Origin of the sequence: Luteibacter sp. CQ10 (assembly GCF_040900725.1) — a bacterium.
Classification (GTDB): domain Bacteria; phylum Pseudomonadota; class Gammaproteobacteria; order Xanthomonadales; family Rhodanobacteraceae; genus Luteibacter.
In genome coordinates this window covers 714,055-732,024 of record NZ_JAEUYM010000002.1, presented here as the reverse complement: position 1 = coordinate 732,024, position 17,970 = coordinate 714,055, and the positions used below count along the sequence as shown (strand labels likewise).

Sequence of the window (17,970 nt, the reverse complement as noted above, 5' to 3'; positions counted from 1 at the left end):
GACTCACGAAGGTTCCGGCTACCCGTGAGCGGGCGCCGGTTGGCGTGATGAGTGAAGGGCGCGCGGCGTCAGCCGGTGACCGGGCGCACGTGACCTCGCCGGGTCGAGACGGCCAAGAAATGTCTCATGGCAACGGCAGGCGCCGCGGCGCTTCACTCGTGTCTGCGGGGAATACAGATGATCCGGTTGCCACCGGGGGGATCCGGCGGGCGTGCGAGTGCCGTATGATCAGGGGTACCCATGATCGACTCCTACTCAGTTGATTGTGGATAGCGGGTCGGAGGTGTTTGCCGCACCTTCGGCCCGCGCTTCTCACCGCTCAAGGCGATGGTTGTCTGCGAGACGTATGAACCGGCGACGCAGACAACGATGAGACCCTAACAAATCAGTGCAAAGTTGTCTGTAGGCGTCAGGAAAAAACTTACCTACTCATCGACATGCCCATGCCTTGCTGTTGAGAAAGTTCTGCTTCGCGCATGAGTTGTCGTTGCTGGATGGTCTGGTTCACGTCGTCGAGTTGCTGCAACGATTGCTCGATGGGTTGATCCATCGCCTTAGTGACATCCACCGCCGCCCAGCGCGTGCGTGGGTCGTCCAGATCGCCGTGAAAAGCTTCCTTGAGATGGATGATCGGCATCAAACCGCCGTTCTTGTCCTTGCCATAGTGCATGTGGGTCACCGAACGCAGGTTGTTCCTCTTGGCTTCGACCATCAATGCCGACGTCGTTCGTTCCATCTCCTCCTTGGATGCGTCGATGTTGGACTGCGCGTTGAGCTCGCCGAGCTGCAGATAGACGGATTGATACATCCGGTGATCCGGATGTCGTTCGTTGCGCGGATCATTCCTGGGATGGGCTTCGGCCTGCGGCTGGGGCTTCGCGATGATCGCTTCCCGTAACTGTTCCCGACGAAGGGATTCAATGAAGGCCATGGCTTCTCTCTCTTCCCGAAGACGCGCCGCGGCTCTCTCGTCTGCGCCGATGATTCCGGGAGTTACGTGACTCTGGGACTCATCGAAGGCCGCTGGCGCCCTCACCCCGATATCCATCGGCGGCGATTGCACAGGCGAGTTCCGGAACGCGTCGAAGGCATGAACATCGATACGTGCACTCCTCGACGGATCCTTCTCGGCGAGGATGGCCATGACCTCGGCCAGCGGCTTTTGGCTCGTGATGATTTCTTCTTGCACCATATCCATTCCGACCTCCTTGTGTGGCGCGTCTGTCGACGCGGCCTGTTGACCGATCAGTTGTTCGAAGCGAGGCGAAGCACCTTCCGGAATCAATGTTTCGTTTTCTTGCGAGATGGCCTCAACGTTACGCGACAGATGCTGCACGAATGCGGGTGTCTTTCTTCGCTCCAGTTCCGACACCATTTGCGGCGTGAGCTCAGGAATGGCAGTCATGTCGACTTTCACGGGATAGAGCGCCCCCACCGATGGCCCCAGCCTCTCATCGAAGGGCTCCGGAGGCTCGCAATAGACGATTCGTCGGCAGTCCGGTGCGGATGGCTGTGCACCAACGAATGTACGCTCGCCGTTCTTCTCGAACTCCGATACGCGGTAAAGCAAACGCATATGCTGCTGCGAGTCGTGAATGACATACCAAAGCGGATCCTTGGGCTCGGGTCTTCGCTCTAGCAACTTGTCTTCGCTAAAGGAGTTGATGTAATCGATCATCAGGTTGCCATTGCGAGTGGCAAGACCGTCGATGTGATAACTGCCACCAATATCCGAGTGTGCGCCAGGCGACCAAACCCCCAAGAACCGGCCGTCCTTCGAAAGCCCTGGCTCGATGATTAGTGTTGCAGGGAAATCGTTCCGTCGTTCATCACGTGCGTAGATCGCAAAACCAGACATTACCGAAGGCGGTAGGCGGCGATCGCGCTCGTGTGGCCGCCCAGTACCTACCGGATCGAAAAGTCCGACAGCCTGAATGATTTGCCCTGGATCCACATAGGGAGGCTTCGTGTAGTACCACACGTCGGGACCGTAGGCTCTACGTTCTATTTCAATCCCGGACGGGTCTTGGATACCACGCTCATGAACGAGTCGACTGAAACCAGCGGCCTCCTCAGCACCCCGGCTGAATCCCACGCTGATAACTGATATCGTCGATTCTGGATGTTCGGTTTTCCATTTGTAAGCTTGCCTTACGAGCAAATCGTACATCGCTTCGAGTCGAGCATCGTAGGTAAATCCGATAGCGCCATCGGCAGTTTTCACTAAATAGTTCTTTTGCGTGCCTGGACCGGGCACGTATCTAGCAGCTACGCGCGTGTCTTTGAATCCACGCCTAAGTTGATCGTAAATCAACCCGACGTTAGTGCCATGCATTGGGTCACCATCGATATCATTTCCGGTCCCATCAAAGTTAGCTATGAATAGCCTTTGATTCTTATCTTCTCGGGTTAGAAACTTAGGCGTACTAAGTGACGACAGCTGCTTTGCAATGTCATCGTAGGCCTCCCTATCTGCGTTAGATATGGGATGGCTATCGACTCCATCGGTAAGTCGACCCTGACCGTCCTTTCTATGCTTCTCCATGAAGTCTCTCATTAATATTTCTTGCTATGAACAAGAATTAGATCATCTTCGAAAAATGAATATGGATTCGAGGGCGTCTTAGGATAGTTAAGTGGAATCATCGCTCTCATATAGACGCGAATTTCTCGATCATCCACTGCGAGAATGACGTCGGGGCTCAGCACCGCGCCATCCATCTTGATTTCCTTTGGCGGCACGCGGTGAACCACCTGTTCGCTACCGAAGATTCTTCCTATATCGACATATGTCTCATGATGTACTCCGTCTAATGATCGCCATATCACGATTGCAGGATCCGGAAAATTTCGAATTCCACCGTAGCCGGCGTCAGCGGATTTCGACCAGTCACTTGGCACCGGAGGTGATCTCTTACCAGCCTGTATATCGGCATGGCGATAATTGTCGTAATCGACACGGCATTCGTAAGTATTGAAGCAGTAGGCGGAAAAATTGTGCTCCGCAAAGCGCACCCTTCCCTGTTTATCGGGCATGCCGGCGGGCGGGCCGAGCAACTTACACCCAACCAGGGGAACGATTAGAAGAGCCATCAAAGCCAATCTACAAGTGCGTGCAGAAGCGCTTATGCTCTCACCGAAGAGAAGCGTTCTTTTTTCCATATAAAAGCGTTTCTTCATCATTTTCGCTTTCTCACGAGATAGCCACCGCGAGCTCCGGCATGCCGTCGCTCTAAAAGTACTTCTCATAAACCTTGATGATCTCAACCAATTCCGGGTCGTGTGGATCAATCCGTGAGCCGTAGTGCTCGATCGGATGCTTAAGCTTGACCACGGTTCCCATGCTTACGGAGAGCCTCCGGTCGTCGACGAAGATGTCGATCCGCGGGTTCGGCATGATTTCGTTCGGCCGAATGTCCTTTGCCGGCACGTGATGGATGAAACGCTGCTCCCAGAGAATCTTGGCGAGATCGACATACGCCACATGCGGCTCGCCGTCTTTCGACTTCCAGGTCACTTTGGCCGGAGCCGGAAAGTTCTTCACCCTTGACTGCGTCACTTCTTTCAGTCGCGAGTTTTCTCCGAATGGCGCGGAAAGGGTATCTTCTGGTTCGGTGATTTGGACCCGTCCTGCGTATTCGATCTGGCATCCCCACGTGTCGAAGCAACGCGCACCGAAGTCGTGCTCGACAAAAGGAATGTCTCCGCTTTCGTTCAATCGGTTGGCGTGTGGTGGAAGTGCGTCGTCTTGATAGTCTCGCTCCTTGATCGGCTTGAGCTCGCCGAAGTACGGGGTAATTTCGCGATCGATGAATTCTTTGCTTCCTCCGCATACGATCAGATTCCCCTCCGCGTTCGAAGAGCATCCGCTCATGACGTTATTGCCCTCGCTTTTAGCTATAGAGGCCGGTTTTGTGCTTTTCATTTCGCACCCTGTCAGGGCGGCGATGGAAGCAAGCAATGCCAAATGTGTTTTCATGGAATTCCTTTCGTTCCGTTCGTGAATGGGCTTCCTTGCCCGTTACAACTCCTGCCCCGCGACTACTTGCTCATCAAATGCAGCACGTTAGGCTCGATCTTCGGCAACAACCTTTTCTTGAAATATCTCTCCTCGTAATACCGAATCTTGTCGCACATCACCGGATGCGGAATGCCTTCGTAGAAGAACACCTCCTTGTCCTTGCTCATCGCCTTCAACTCCTGCGGCAGCATCAGCGCCCGACGTTCTTCGCTATGGCTTCGGCTGACGTCGCCGCGCGTACGCGAGATGTTTTCCTTGCGCACCGTGGTGTAGCCGAGCATTTCGGAGTAGTCCGAGGCATCGCGTTGCTCGCGCGGCGTGTAGACGATCTGCAACGCATGGTTGGTCACGAACGTTCGCGCCACGTCGGCGCCATAGGTGGCCTCCAACTGGGACAGGCTCTGGATGATCGGCAGCAGGCGCAGGTTGTAGCCCGCGATGAACGACACTGCGTGCGCGAGGATCTCCACCTTGCCGATGGCGGTGAATTCGTCCATGAGCAGCAGGCATTGATGCTGCAGCTTCGCGTTCTGCTGCGGCAGCTCTTTCGTGTTGAGCTTGATGAGCTGGCTGAAGAACAGGTTGACCAGGATCCGGCACTCGGCGAGCTTGTTGGGCAGGATGCCGATGTAGATGGTGATCTTCTCTTCGCGCAGCTTGGTCAGGAGGAAATCGTTGCCGCTGGTGGCGGCGTCCACCACCGGGTTGAGGAAAATGTTCAGCGGCTCGCGGAAGCTGCCCATGATCGAGGCGAAGGTCTTTTCCTCCTGCGAGAGCAGGTTGGCGAAGGCGTTGCGGGTTTCGGCGCTGACGAAGCTCTTGGCGGAGAGCTCCCTCAGGTAGGCCTTGAGGTCGTCGCCTCCGCCCGACGACAGTTTGTACAGTCGACCGAGGCTCGGCTCGCTGGACTCGCCCCCTTGTGCACTCATCTCGTCGCGCTCCTCGAACATGTACATGGCAAAGGCCACGAACGCGTTGCGCGACTGGCTCACCCAGAACTTCTGGTCGCCCGAGCCGTCGGGGTAGAGGATTTCCGCGATCGACATGATGTCCGAGATACGGAACACCCCATCGGACACGTAATGGAGCGGATTCCAGCGCGACGTGCGCCGGTCCTCGGCGAACGGATTGAACAGGTGGACCTCCTGCCCCTGCTTGGCGCGCCATCCGCTGGTGAGGTCGAAGTTCTCCTGCTTGATGTCGAGCACCACGACGGAGCCTTCGTAGGTGAGCAGGTTGGGAATGACGATGCCCACGCCCTTGCCGCTGCGCGTGGGCGCGGCGAGCAGGGCGAACTGCTGGCCGGACATGTGCACGAGGCGCCGTCCCATGCGGCCGACGATGAGGCTGGTGTCGGTTCGGGTGAACATGCCTCGCCGGGCGAGGTCGATCGCGGTGGCGAAGCGGGCCTTGCCATGGAGGGATGCGGGTTTCCGGCGGAACAGGAGGGCGACGGCGCCGAGGAGCACTACCAGGGGCACGCCGACGCCTAGTGCCCCGGCGAGCTTGATGCGCCAGGCGAAGGGCGCGTAGGCGGGTTGATCGGCGACCAGGTAGTAACGCCACCAGATGTTCCAGGAGGGCGAGCCGTCGAGCCCCAGCAGGAAGTGGGTGAGGTGGGCCGATCCATACAGAGCCGCGACTCCGGCGGCCAGACACGCCGTCAGTGCGACGGCGACCTTTCCAAGGTGCATGTAACGAACGTCCTGTGCGAGGGCTCTTCATCCTTGGGGGAGGAGAATGGCAATGCAAACGTTTTGTTCTCGGATGGGCGGTCAGGCGAGGCCTGAGGCCGATCTCGGCCCGTTCGTCGTTTTCCTGTTGATATCAAAGACGAAATAGGAAACTACGAAACAGCTCAACATGCCACGTTTACGATGGCGTTTCTCAGGGCTCGGCCTACGCGGGTGGGGTTGTCGAGCTTGCATGCGGCGTGGTACCGGGATGACGTAAGTGCGATTTTCGCCAGCTCGGACGAGTGGCGCTGGGCTCCTGCTCTCGCGGGAGCGACGGTGCAGGTGGCTGGAACGTTGCTTCGACATCCGCTCCTGCGGCGCAATCGAACGGCTTGGGCCCGGATTTGACGGATTTTGCTCACGTCATCCAACGCGCTCGCTCGCGACTCGTTCAGTACGATGAAAGAACCGTCACGAGATCGTGCTGCGTTGCCGCAATCCACGCCAGGCCACTCAAATCGCTGACATCGAAGGATTTTTCGACCTCGCCCGGCAATTGGTATGCAACGTAAGCGGCGTTACTCGTGCGGCGCAACAACCCATTGATTTAACAAGCTTTACACCCTTGATGAAAACGTTTACGTTGCGCGCCCACAGGCCCCTCCGGGCCAGGGGCACAAGGGCGAGAACGCAGTGAGCGTAACGATCAAAGACGTCGCGAGGATGGCCAACGTGTCGGTGGCTTCGGTGTCGCGTGCCCTCAACGGGCACAGCGGCGTGACCGCCGAAACGCAGAAGCGCATCCGCGAGGTGGCAGCCCGCCTGCGTTACGTGCCGCACAGCGCCGCCCGCAGCCTGATCACCCGCCGCACCCAGACCATCGGTGCCTTGCTGCCCGACCTGCATGGCGCGTTCTTCTCCGAACTCATCCGCGGCATCGACCTGGCCGCGCGCAAGCGCGGCCTCTATCTGCTGGTGTCCAGCTCGCACGGCGACGCCACCGAGGCCGCCATCGCGCTGCGCGCCATGCAGGGCCGGGTGGATGGCCTGCTGGTGATGTCACCGCATGCCGATCGCGCCTTCCTCGACGAAAACCTGCCGATCGTGCTGCCCACGGTGCTGATCAACAGCCACGTGCGCTCGGAGCGGCATGCCGCGCTCGACGTGGACGACTACGGCGGCGCACTCGCGATGGTCGAGCACCTGACCGGGCTGGGCCGCAAGCGCATCGTCTTCATCGCCGGTCCCGAGGTGAACCACGACGTGCAGGAGCGCGAGCGCGGCTACCGCGACGCGCTCGCCCGGGCAGGCATGGGCGACACGGCCACGGTGCTGTCGGGTGACTTCACCGAAGAATCGGGCTATCGCGCCGGTCGTGAGGCGCTGGCGATGCAGCCGCGCCCCGATGCCATCTTCGCCGCCAACGACATGATGGCCATCGGCTGCCTTTCGGCGCTGGCGGAGGGGGGTGTGCGCACGCCGGACGACATCGCGGTGGTCGGCTTCGACGACATTCCGATGGCGCGCTACGTGTCGCCGCCGCTTACCACGGTGCGGCTGCGCATCGCCGAACTCGGCGCGCAGGCGCTCGACCTGCTGGCCGAACAGGTGGACGACGAAAGCGAACCGCCGGTGGCCGAACGCCGGTTGATACCGACCGAACTCGTCATCCGGTCGTCGTGCGGAGGCACGGCGAAACGGGGTTGAGACGATGGTGCCTCGGGGGCGCCGTCACGGATTCACGATAACCAGACACATAACGACAACGCCCGAATACCGGGAGGGGTGAGAGCCATGGGGAACCACGGAAACATGCTGTCCAAACACATCGCCATGGCGCTCGGCCTCGCGGCCGCCGCGGCCCTGGCGCCCACCGGCGCGCTCGCGCAGTCGAGCACCGCGACCATCCGCGGCCACGTCACCAACGCACCGGCGCAAGCCTCGGGCGAGGTGGTGGCCACCAACGTCAACACGGGCTTCGCCGCGCGCGTGCCCCTGCGTGAGAACGGCACCTATACGCTGGCCGGCCTCTCGCCGGGCACCTATCGCATCGACGCCACGGCCAACGGCACGCATGCGGTCAGCCAGACCGTCACCGTGCAGATCGGTCAGTCGCTCGTGCTCGACCTCGACGGCGGCGTGGCCACCGCCGCGCCGGCGAATGCCGCCAACCTCGAAGGCGTGACCGTCTCGGCCAATTCGCTGATCGAGACGCGCACCTCCGAAGTGGCCAGCAACATCACCACGCAGCAGATTCGCGACCTGCCGCAGAACTCGCGCAACTTCCTCAACTTCGCCGGCCTCACCCCGGGCATCAGCACGCCCAAGGACAAGAACTCGAAGTCGTTCAGCGCGGGCGGCCAGCCGTCGAACCAGACCAACGTGTTCATCGACGGCGCCAACCTGAAGAACAACATCCTCCAGGGCGGCCTGGTGGGCCAGGACGGTTCGCGCGGCAACCCGTTCTCGCAGGAAGCGATCCAGGAGTTCCGCGTGCTCACGCAGAACTACAAGGCCGAGTACGAGCAGGCCGGCACCGCCATCGTCTCGGCGGTGACGAAGTCGGGTACCAACGAGTTCCACGGGTCGGTGTACGACTTCCTGCAGACGCGCGGCATGGTCACGCAGGACGAGTTCTCCCGCCAGGTGAGCGACCAGAAGCCCGCGTATCGCCGCCAGCAGTACGGCGCGTCGCTCGGCGGTCCGATCATCAAGGACAAGCTGCAGTTCTTCATCAACTTCGAAGGCAACAAGGAAGACGCCAACAAGACCGTCTTCATCAACAACCCGACCTACGCGGACCGCTTCGCCCAGTACAACGGCACCTTCGCCGCGCCCTTCGACGAGAAGGTGTACTTCGGCAAGCTGAGCTGGCATCCGGACGACAAGAACGACGTCGACCTGAGCTACTCCAACCGCAAGGACAAGGAAACGATCAATTTCGGCGGCACCACCGCCTACGACGGCCGCCAGGAGCGCCTGAACAAGGTGACCGACCTGCTGCTCAAGTGGCAGTACCGCGGCGACGCCTTCGTCAACGAACTGCTGCTCGATCGCGGCGACTACAAGTACAACCCGCACCCGGTGAACCCCGACATCCCGTCGCAGAACTTCATCGGCATCGCGCAGATCGGCGGTTCGTCCAGCGTGCAGCAAAAGCAGCAGAACAATTTCACGCTGCGTGACGACGTGACCTTCGACGACGTCAACTGGCACGGCCAGCACGTGATCAAGACCGGCATCAAGATCGCCACGGTCAACCAGCACCTGCTGGAGAACAACAGCTCCACGCCGCAGTACAGCTACCGCCCGGATGCGCCCACCGGCCTGGATATTCCCTACTCGGCCGTCTACTCGCCGGACGGCAAGACCGCCAGCCTGAAGAACAAGCAGTACGGCATCTACGTGCAGGACGACTGGGACGTCACCGACCGCCTGCAGCTCAACCTCGGCGTGCGCTGGGATTACGAGACCAACGCGATCAACCGCTTCTACGTCACGCCGGACGACCAGGCCGCCGTGGTGCGCGCGCTTGGCCTGCCGGACAGCTACATCAGCAACGGCCACAACCGCAGCGCGTACAAGGGCGAGATCCAGCCGCGCCTGGGCTTCTCGCTCGACGTGAGCCCGAGCGGCGACCAGAGCACCACGGTGTTCGGCGGTGCCGGCCGTTACTACGACCGCACGCCGTACGACAACATCATCCAGGAATCCTTCCACGCGCAGTTCCCGTACTACAACTTCTTCTTCTCGGCCAACGGCGCGCCGAACCTGGAAGGCAATCCCACCACCGTGTGGCAGCCGCAGTACCTCACCCGGGCGGGCCTCGACGGCCTGATCCAGGGCGGCAACGCCGGCGGCGGCGAGATCGACCTGCTCAACAACAAGACCAAGCCCCCGTACACCGACCAGTTCAGCCTCGGCGTGCGCCAGACGATGGGCGACTGGGTGGGTTCGCTCACCTTGAGCCGACTGCTCGGCTATCGCCAGTTCACCTGGATCTTCGGCAACCGTCCGGCGCCCGATTACACCTCGATTCCGGTGGGCGCTTACAACACCGTACTCATCAACACCACGAAGAAATACACCTCCAGCTCGGTGCTCATTGGCATCGACAAGCCCTACACCGACACCTCGGGCTGGGGCGTGGGCATCGCGTACACGTACACCAACGCGAAGAAGCAGGGCAACGACGCCTATTCGCTCGACTACGCCACGCCGGGCGCGTACCCGTGGGGCCGCACCGCCGAGCGCAATCGCCTGGTGATCAACGGCACGGTGAAGCTGCCCTGGGACATCAAGCTGAGCACGCTCATCACGCTCGGCTCGGGCGATCCGTACGACGTGGTTTACGGCACGGCGTACAACGATCCGAACCGCGGCCCGCACATCGGTGCCGCCGCACCGAAGAAGGGCAACTTCATCATCCCGAACGCGTGGGGCTACCGCGACATGGACCTGGCCCTGTCGAAGACCTTCAACTTCGGCGGCACGCAGGCGCTGGAGATCCGCGCCGACGCGTTCAACGTGTTCAACTTCAAGAACTACGGTTGCTATACCACGCTCGTCACCGAGCCGAACTTCGGTCAGCCGGCCTGCATCATCGGCGTGACGCGCAGTTACCAGGTGGGTGCGCGGTACAGCTTCTGATGAAGCGATGGTCCCGCCCGTGCATGAGCACGGGCGGGAAAGCCCCGTTGCTCCTGCGTACGCAGGAGCCCAGCGCCGTGAGATGGGTTATCGCCCCATCGTCGCTGCGCGAGAAGCCGATGAAACGGCGTCGCCAAAACCATGGACCGGGGCGCTGGATTCCCGCGTTCGCGGGAATGACGTCGAGCGGCCATGTAAACGTTTACACGTCGTGTTAACTTCGCACGGCTCCTGTCTTCCCCGAGGATCGTCATGCAAGCCACCACGAAGAAACGCCTGTCCCTCGCTCTCGGCCTGATCCTGGCCGCGGTGATGCCACTGACGATGGCGCAGAAGGGCCAGGCACCCGCGAAGCATGCGGCAGTCGCCGCCCACGAATCGCACGCGATCCCCGCGTCGATCGCCGACCTGCAAAAGCGGACCTTCCAGTGGTTCTGGGACAGCGCCAACCCCGAGAACGGCCTCATCCCCGACCATTACCCCGGCGACTCCTTCGCCTCCATCGCCTCGGTCGGCTTCGGCCTCACCGCCTACGGCGTCGGCGTGGAACGCGGCTGGATCACCCGCGAACAGGCGGTGGATCGCACGCTGGCCACGTTGCGCTTCTTCAAGAACTCGCCGCAGGGCGACGCCGAGGAAGGCGAGACCGGCTACCACGGCTTCTACTATCACTTCCTCGACATGAAGACCGGCACGCGTTTCGCCAACTGGGTGGAGGTGTCGTCGGTAGATACCACGCTGCTGCTCGGCGGCGTGCTGTTCGCGCAGAGCTACTACGACCGCGACGACGCGAAGGAGAAGGAAATCCGCGACCTCGCCGACGCCATCTACCGCCGCGTGGACTGGACCTGGCTGCAGAAACGCGCGCCCCTCATCAGCATGGGCTGGACGCCGGGCGGCAAGACCATCCCGCACGACTGGGAGGGTTACAACGAAGGCATGCTGGTCTACCTGCTCGCGCTGGGCTCGCCCACGCACCCGGTGGGCGACGACGCGTGGAAGGCCTGGACGAAGACCTACGACAAGACCTGGGGTGAATTCCACGGCCAGACCTTCCTGAATTTCGCGCCGATGTTCGGCCACCAGTACAGCCATACGTGGGTCGACTTCCGCGGCATCCGCGACGCGTGGAGCGGCGCGCACGACCTGGATTACTTCGAGAACAGCCGTCGCGCCACGTATTCGCAGCAGGCCTACGCCATCGCCAATCCCGGCGGCTGGAAGGGCTACGGCAAGAACGTGTGGGGCCTCACCGCCAGCAACGGCCCCGGCGGCTTCGTGGTGAAGCAGGGCGACAAGGAAATCACCTTCCATGGCTACACCGCGCGCGGCGCGGGGCGTGATTACATCTCCGACGACGGCACCATCGTGCCGACCGCGGCCGGCGGTTCCATCGCCTTCGCGCCGGAGATCGTGATTCCCGCGCTGGAGGAAATGAAGAAGAAGTACGGCCAGTACATCTACACGAAGTACGGCTTCGTGGACGCGTTCAACCTCAGTTTCACCACCAAGGCCGACGTCCGCACCGGTCGTCTCATCCCCGGCGGCGGCTGGGCCGATACGGTGCACCTGGGCATCGACCAGGGCCCGATCGTGCTGATGATCGAGAACTACCGCAGCAACTTCGTCTGGGACGTGATGAAGAAGAACCCGTACATCCGCAAGGGCCTCCAGCGCGCGGGGTTTACCGGCGGCTGGCTGGATTCCGACGCGGCGGCCGAACTCTGGTGATGTCGTTCGGCCGCCGGTTTCGCCGTGCATGCGCGCTGGCGCTCGCCTGCGCCTTGCTTTGCGCGTGCGGAAAACCGGCCGAAGGCAGCCGTACGCTCACCTTCTGGACCATCGGCCGCGAAGGCGAAGCGGTGCGCCAGCTGCTGCCCGAGTTCGAACGCGAGCATCCGGGGCTGCACGTGGCCGTGCAACAGTTGCCGCTCACCGCCGCCCACCAGAAGCTGCTCACGGCGTATGCGGGCAACTCCACGCCGGACATCACCCAGTTGGGCAACACGTGGATTCCCGAGATGGTGGCGCTCGGCGCGCTGGAGCCGCTCGACGCGAGGGTGAAGGCGTCGCGCACCGTCGAGGCGAACGATTATTTCCCGGCCATCTGGTCCACCAACGTCATCGACGGCACGCTCTACGGCGTACCCTGGTACGTGGACACGCGCCTGCTGTTCTATCGCAAGGATCTCCTGGCGAAGGCGGGCTACGACCATCCGCCGCGCGACTGGGCCGAGTGGCAGGCCATGATGGCGAAGCTCGCGCAGCCGGTGGGCAAGGCCTACGGTGCACTGCTTCCCACCAACGAGTTCGAGCAGTTGCTCTGCCTCGCGCTCCAGCAGGACGATCCCCTGCTGCGCGACGGCGGGCGCTACGGTAACTTCCGCAGCGCGGGATTCAAGAAGGCGCTGGCGTTCTACGTGTCGATGTTCCGCGAACACCAGGCGCCGATGATGACCAACGTCGACATCGGCAACCCGTGGGCGGCGTTCGGCCAGGGCTTCTTTGCGTTCTACCTGTCCGGCCCGTGGAACATCGGCGAATTCCGCCATCGCCTTCCGCCCGAGCAGCAAGGGGACTGGGGCACAGCCACGTTGCCCGGTCCGAACGGGCCCGGTGCCTCGAACGCGGGCGGATCGAGCCTGGTGATCTATCGCAGTTCGCCGCACAAGGACGATGCATGGGCGCTGGTGGAATTCCTATCGCGCCCGGAGATCCAGGCACGTTTCTACGCCATCCTCGGCGACATGCCGCCGCGCCGCTCGTCGTGGCAGGCGCCGTCGCTGCGCGACGACGACAAGGCCGCGGCCTTCCGCGACCAGTTGGAGCGGGTGAAGGCCACGCCGCCCGTCGCCGAATGGGAGCGCATCGTCACCGAGATGCAGCTGGTGGCCGCGCGTGCCGCCCATGGCGACCTCACCGTCGACGAGGCCGCCGCGGAAATCGATCGCCGCGCCGACAAGCTGCTGGAAAAACGTCGCTGGATGCTCGACCACGGGGCCAAGCCATGACCGCATCGCGTGCCGCCTGGGTGTTCGTCACACCCGCGCTGGTGATCCTCGGCCTGTTCTTCCTGTTGCCGGTGATCGCCGCGTTGGTGCTTTCGCTCACCGATTACGACCTCTACGCGCTGGCGGACATCCGCAACCTGCGCTTCGTGGCGCTGGAAAACTACTGGACGTTGCTGCACCGGCCGTTGTTCTGGTCGGCGCTGGGACACACGGTGTACTTCGTGGTGGTGGGCGTGCCGCTGTCGATGGCGGCCTCGCTCGGTGCCGCCATGCTCCTCAACTCGCCGCTGGCCCGCTTCAAGGCCTTCTTCCGCACGGCACTGTTCGCCCCCGTGGTGACCACCGTGGTGGCGGTGGCCGTGATCTGGCGTTATCTCTTCAACACGCAGTACGGCCTGGTCAACTACGTGCTCGACCGCATGGGGCTGGGACACGTCGACTGGCTGGGCGATCCGCACTGGGCCATGCCCACCATCATCCTGTTCGCCGTGTGGAAGAACTTCGGCTACAACATGATCATTTTCATGGCGGGCTTGCAGGCCATTCCCGGCGATCTCTACGAGGCCGCACGCATCGACGGCGCCTCGCCGTTCGCGCAGTTCCGCCACATCACCCTTCCGATGCTGAGACCGACGATGACGATGGTGAGCATCCTCACCGTCTCGGGGTATTTCCAGCTCTTCGCCGAGCCGTACGTCATGACCGAAGGCGGCCCGCTGCAAAGCACCACCTCGGTGCTGTACCTGATGTACGAGGAAGGCTTCAAGTGGTGGAACCTGGGCTCGGCCTCGGCCGTGGCCTTCATCCTGTTCGTCATCATGTTCGCCGTCACGGCCACGATGCTTCGCTTGTCGAAGCGGGGAGAACCCGCATGAGCCCGCGTACCGCCAAGGCCATCGTCAACGGCCTGCTTTTCGCCGGCACGGCCGTCGCCATCGCCCCGTTGCTGTACATGGTGTCGGTCTCGTTCATGACACCGGGCGAGGCCAGCGCGTTGCCGCCACCGGTGCTGCCCGGGCATCCCACGCTGGCCAATTACCGCCAGTTGTTCATGAACGCGGGCATGGGACGCTACCTGTTCAACAGCCTGCTGATCTCCACGGCGATCACGCTGATCTCCCTGGCCTTCAACCTGATGGCCGGCTACGCCTTCGCCAAGCTCGAGTTCACCGGGCGCCAGCGCCTCTTCCAGGTGCTGCTGGGAGCGTTGGTGATTCCGGCACAGGTGGCGATGCTGCCGTTGTTCCTGTTGCTGAAGTACATGGGCCTGGTGAACACCTATGGCGCGGTGATCATACCGGCGCTGGCCACCATCTTCGGCATCTTCCTCGTGCGGCAGTACGCCAGCGGCATTCCGAACGACCTGCTCGAAGCGGCGCGCATCGACGGCGCGGGCGAGTTCCGCATCTTCGCCACCATCGTGATGCCGCTGCTGAAGCCGATCATGGTGACGCTGGCGATCTTCACCTTCCTCGCCGCGTGGAACGACTTCATGTGGCCGCTGATCGCGCTGACCGGTCAGGAGCACTACACGTTGCCCATCGCGCTGGCGTCGCTGTCGCGCGAACACGTGCAGGACAGCGAGCTGATGATGGCCGGTTCGGTGGTCACCATCCTGCCCGTGCTGGTGTTGTTCCTCGCCTTGCAGCGGTATTACCTGGAAGGCCTGCTGCTCGGTAGCGTGAAAGGGTGAGACCGTGAGGCGTTCGCGTTGCAGATCGCTTCAGACGTTCGTCGCACCGGCGCAGGCCGGTGCCCACGGCCCCGGTTTCCGCCCACGCGATACCGCGACAACCGATCGCCCCGGCGGCCTGCGCCGGTACGACGCGGTCGGTAAGAGCGCGCTCTTCGCCCTGGCTCTGATCGCATCGTGCGCGGCTTCCGCCACCGACAGATCCCGTTCGCTCGATCGCCTCGACGATGCGTCCGCCTGGACGGCCGCACATACCGACGATGTATCGGCCGCCGTGAGCAAGGGTCCCGATGGTGGCTTATGCCTCGCGTTCGATTTCCATGGCGTTTCCGGTTCGGCATCGATGCGACGAACGCTGCCCGTGGATTTTCCCGCTGGCTTCGCGCTGTCGTTCCGCGTGAAGGGCCACATGCCGCCGAACACGCTGCAGCTGAAGTTCATCGACGACAGCGGCGACAACGTGTGGTGGCACCAGACACCGGGCTTCGTGCCGTCGACCGCCTGGAAGCCCCTGGACATCACCAGCCGACAGGTGGAATTCGCCTGGGGGCCGGTGAAAGACCGGACTCTGCGCCGCACGCGCGACGTCGAGTTCATGGTCTACAAGGAGGCGCAGCCGAAGGGCGTCGCGGACGCGGGTGAGGTCTGCTTCGACGATCTTCGCCTCACGCCCCGTGCGCCGGAAGCGGTACCCGTGCCGCCGCCGACACCCAACGCCATGATCGAAGCGCGGGCCAAAGGCGTGCGCCGGGGTCTTTATCCGCGCGGATTTTCCGGCGAGCAATCCTACTGGACGATCGTCGGCGTCGATGGCGGCTCGCGCGATTCGGCGCTGATCTCCGAAGACGGCGCCGTCGAGACGACGCGAGGGGGCTTTTCCATCGAACCGTTTCTCATCGACGGCGGTCGTCTCGTAACCTGGGCCGACGTGGAGACCACGCAGTCGTTGCGCGATGGCTATCTGCCGATGCCTTCGGTCACGTGGAAACGCGGGGCCTTGTCGCTCACGACGACGGCGTTCGCCGAAGGGCATCCGGGCTCGTCGTCGCTGATACTCGCCTACCGCATCGCCAACGACGGCGCTACGGCGCGCGACGTGACGCTCGCGCTGGCCGCGCGTCCGTTCCAGGTCAATCCACCGACGCAGTTCCTCAATGCTCCCGGCGGCATCGCCGCCATCCACGACATGGCATGGGATGGGCGGTCGCTCACGGTCGACGGCACGCGGAAACTCATACCGCTTCAGCCGACGACCTGTTTCGTCCCTGCCTCACCCGCCGATCTCATGAAAGCCGGCTGCGCTGGTGATGGAGGCATGTCGCGGGTTCCATCACCCACGGCGTCGGCTCCCACGAGGGCGCATAATGCCGATGGGCTCGCGCAAGGGGCCTTGTTGTACCGCGTGCATGTTCCCGCACGCGGTCATGTCGATCTCGGCGTCGTCGTGCCCTCGCAGCCTGGTACGTCGTTCGCCCGGCCCGGCAACGCTAGCGCGTGGCTCGCCGAGCACGCCGACGCCGTCGCGTCACGATGGCGCGACACGCTCGACCGCGTCTCCATCACGGTACCGAAAGTGGCCCAGCCCATCGTCGACACGATGAAGAGCGGTATCGCCCAGATCCTGATGTCGCGCGACGGCCCCGCCTTGCAGCCGGGCACGCGCTCGTATTCGCGCACCTGGATACGGGACGGCGCGATGATGCTCGAGGGATTGCTTCGCACGGGGCACGAGGACGTCGCGGGCGAATTCGTCCGTTGGTATGCGCCGCATCAGTTTTCCAACGGCAAAGTGCCGTGCTGCGTGGATGCGCGCGGCTCCGATCCGGTGCCGGAGAACGACAGCCACGGTGAGCTCGTGTTCGCCATCGCCGAGCTTTGGCGATACACGCATGACCGCGCCGCGGCCAAGGCGCTGTATCCCCACGTGCGCAAGGCCGTCGCCTACATGGACGCGCTGCGTGCCTCCGAGCGCCAGCCGTTGCCCTTGTATGGCCTCATGCCCGCGTCGATCAGCCACGAGGGCTACTCGGCCAAGCCCATGCACTCGTACTGGGATGACTTCTGGGCGCTGAAGGGTTACGACGATGCGACGGACCTCGCACAGGCGTTGGGCCGTGACGACGATGCGAAGGCGTTCGGCGCGTCGCGCGACGCTTTCCGCACCGACCTGCACGCATCCATTGCCGCGGCGGTAAAGCGCAAGGGCATCGACTTCATCCCCGGCGCCGCCGAGCTGGGCGACTTCGACGCCACCTCGACCACCATCGCGGTGTCGCCGGGGGGCGAGCAGTCGCGGCTTCCGCAGCCGTTGCTGCATCGCACGTTCGAGAAATACTGGGAGGATTTCGTCGCGCGGCGCGACGGCAAGCGCGACTGGGACGACTATACGCCCTACGAGCTGCGCACCGTCGCCACCTTCGTGCGCCTGGGCTGGCGTGACCGCGTCACCGCCTTGCTCGACTTCTTCTTTGCCGACCGTCGTCCCGCGGCGTGGAACCAGTGGGCCGAGGTGGTGGGCCGCGATCCACGCAAGCCACGCTTCGTCGGCGACATGCCGCATGCGTGGATCGCGTCGGATTACGTGCGTTCGGCGCTGGACCTGTTCGCTTACGAACGCGATGCGGACCATGCCGTGGTGCTGGCGGCGGGGGTGCGGCCGGCGTGGCTCGAAGGTGACGGTATCGCGGTGCGCGATCTTCGGACGCCGTACGGGCGGCTGGGTTATACGCTGAAGGCGAAGGGCGGGGTGGTGGAACTGGTCGTCACCCAGCCGATCGAGCCGCCGGGTGGCCTGGTGCTCTCGTTGCCCTCGAGGGAGGTGACGGTGGGCGGCGGATCGACGAGGCTGGACGTCACGCTACCGTAGGATTCGCCGATACGATCGGCTCCCACCCCTTCGGTAGCCGCGCTTCGAGAGCT

At 62.8% G+C, this 17,970-nt stretch carries 11 protein-coding genes; 7 read left to right on the top strand and 4 right to left on the bottom strand.

All coding sequences use genetic code 11. The features are described from left to right. Window positions 1-421 precede the first annotated feature (421 nt). From JNG39_RS12095 to JNG39_RS12080, 4 genes are all read right to left on the bottom strand, one after another. On the bottom strand, window positions 422-2,545 hold the full coding sequence (locus JNG39_RS12095; RefSeq protein WP_368311928.1) for a DUF2235 domain-containing protein: 2,124 nt from the start codon (window positions 2,543-2,545) through the stop codon (window positions 422-424). Between the two features lie 11 nt (window positions 2,546-2,556). Further along, on the bottom strand, window positions 2,557-3,183 hold the full coding sequence (locus JNG39_RS12090) for a hypothetical protein (protein WP_368311653.1): 627 nt from the start codon (window positions 3,181-3,183) through the stop codon (window positions 2,557-2,559). Window positions 3,184-3,232: 49 nt separating this feature from the next. Continuing rightward, the gene (locus tag JNG39_RS12085; protein WP_368311651.1) at window positions 3,233-3,979 is read right to left on the bottom strand and encodes a hypothetical protein; all 747 of its coding nucleotides are present in this window, start codon (window positions 3,977-3,979) and stop codon (window positions 3,233-3,235) included. A 62-nt stretch (window positions 3,980-4,041) separates the two neighbouring features. Next, window positions 4,042-5,715 (bottom strand): type IV secretory system conjugative DNA transfer family protein, encoded by a 1,674-nt coding sequence (locus JNG39_RS12080; protein ID WP_368311649.1) that lies wholly within the window; start codon window positions 5,713-5,715, stop codon window positions 4,042-4,044. Between the two features lie 675 nt (window positions 5,716-6,390). Between JNG39_RS12080 and JNG39_RS12075 the strand changes: the two genes are divergently transcribed. The 7 genes from JNG39_RS12075 (at window position 6,391) to JNG39_RS12045 (ending at window position 17,917) form a co-directional block, all read left to right on the top strand. Then, on the top strand, window positions 6,391-7,404 hold the full coding sequence (locus JNG39_RS12075) for a LacI family DNA-binding transcriptional regulator (protein ID WP_368311647.1): 1,014 nt from the start codon (window positions 6,391-6,393) through the stop codon (window positions 7,402-7,404). Between the two features lie 105 nt (window positions 7,405-7,509). Further along, on the top strand, window positions 7,510-10,347 hold the full coding sequence (locus JNG39_RS12070; RefSeq protein ID WP_368311646.1) for a TonB-dependent receptor: 2,838 nt from the start codon (window positions 7,510-7,512) through the stop codon (window positions 10,345-10,347). A gap of 252 nt (window positions 10,348-10,599) precedes the next feature. Further along, entirely contained in the window at window positions 10,600-12,078 is a 1,479-nt protein-coding gene (locus tag JNG39_RS12065) for a glucoamylase family protein (RefSeq protein WP_368311644.1), read from the top strand. Beyond that, window positions 12,078-13,358, top strand: a complete 1,281-nt coding sequence (locus JNG39_RS12060) for a sugar ABC transporter substrate-binding protein (protein WP_368311643.1) — start codon at window positions 12,078-12,080, stop codon at window positions 13,356-13,358. Before JNG39_RS12065 ends, JNG39_RS12060 begins: the two co-directional genes overlap by 1 nt. Further along, window positions 13,355-14,233, top strand: a complete 879-nt coding sequence (locus JNG39_RS12055; protein ID WP_368311641.1) for a carbohydrate ABC transporter permease — start codon at window positions 13,355-13,357, stop codon at window positions 14,231-14,233. Before JNG39_RS12060 ends, JNG39_RS12055 begins: the two co-directional genes overlap by 4 nt. Next, on the top strand, window positions 14,230-15,051 hold the full coding sequence (locus JNG39_RS12050) for a carbohydrate ABC transporter permease (RefSeq protein WP_368311639.1): 822 nt from the start codon (window positions 14,230-14,232) through the stop codon (window positions 15,049-15,051). Before JNG39_RS12055 ends, JNG39_RS12050 begins: the two co-directional genes overlap by 4 nt. 4 nt (window positions 15,052-15,055) lie before the next feature. Then, window positions 15,056-17,917 carry a discoidin domain-containing protein gene (locus tag JNG39_RS12045; RefSeq protein ID WP_368311637.1) on the top strand — a complete coding sequence of 954 codons (2,862 nt, stop codon included), beginning with the start codon at window positions 15,056-15,058 and terminating at the stop codon, window positions 17,915-17,917. The last annotated feature ends 53 nt before the right edge of the window (window positions 17,918-17,970 follow it).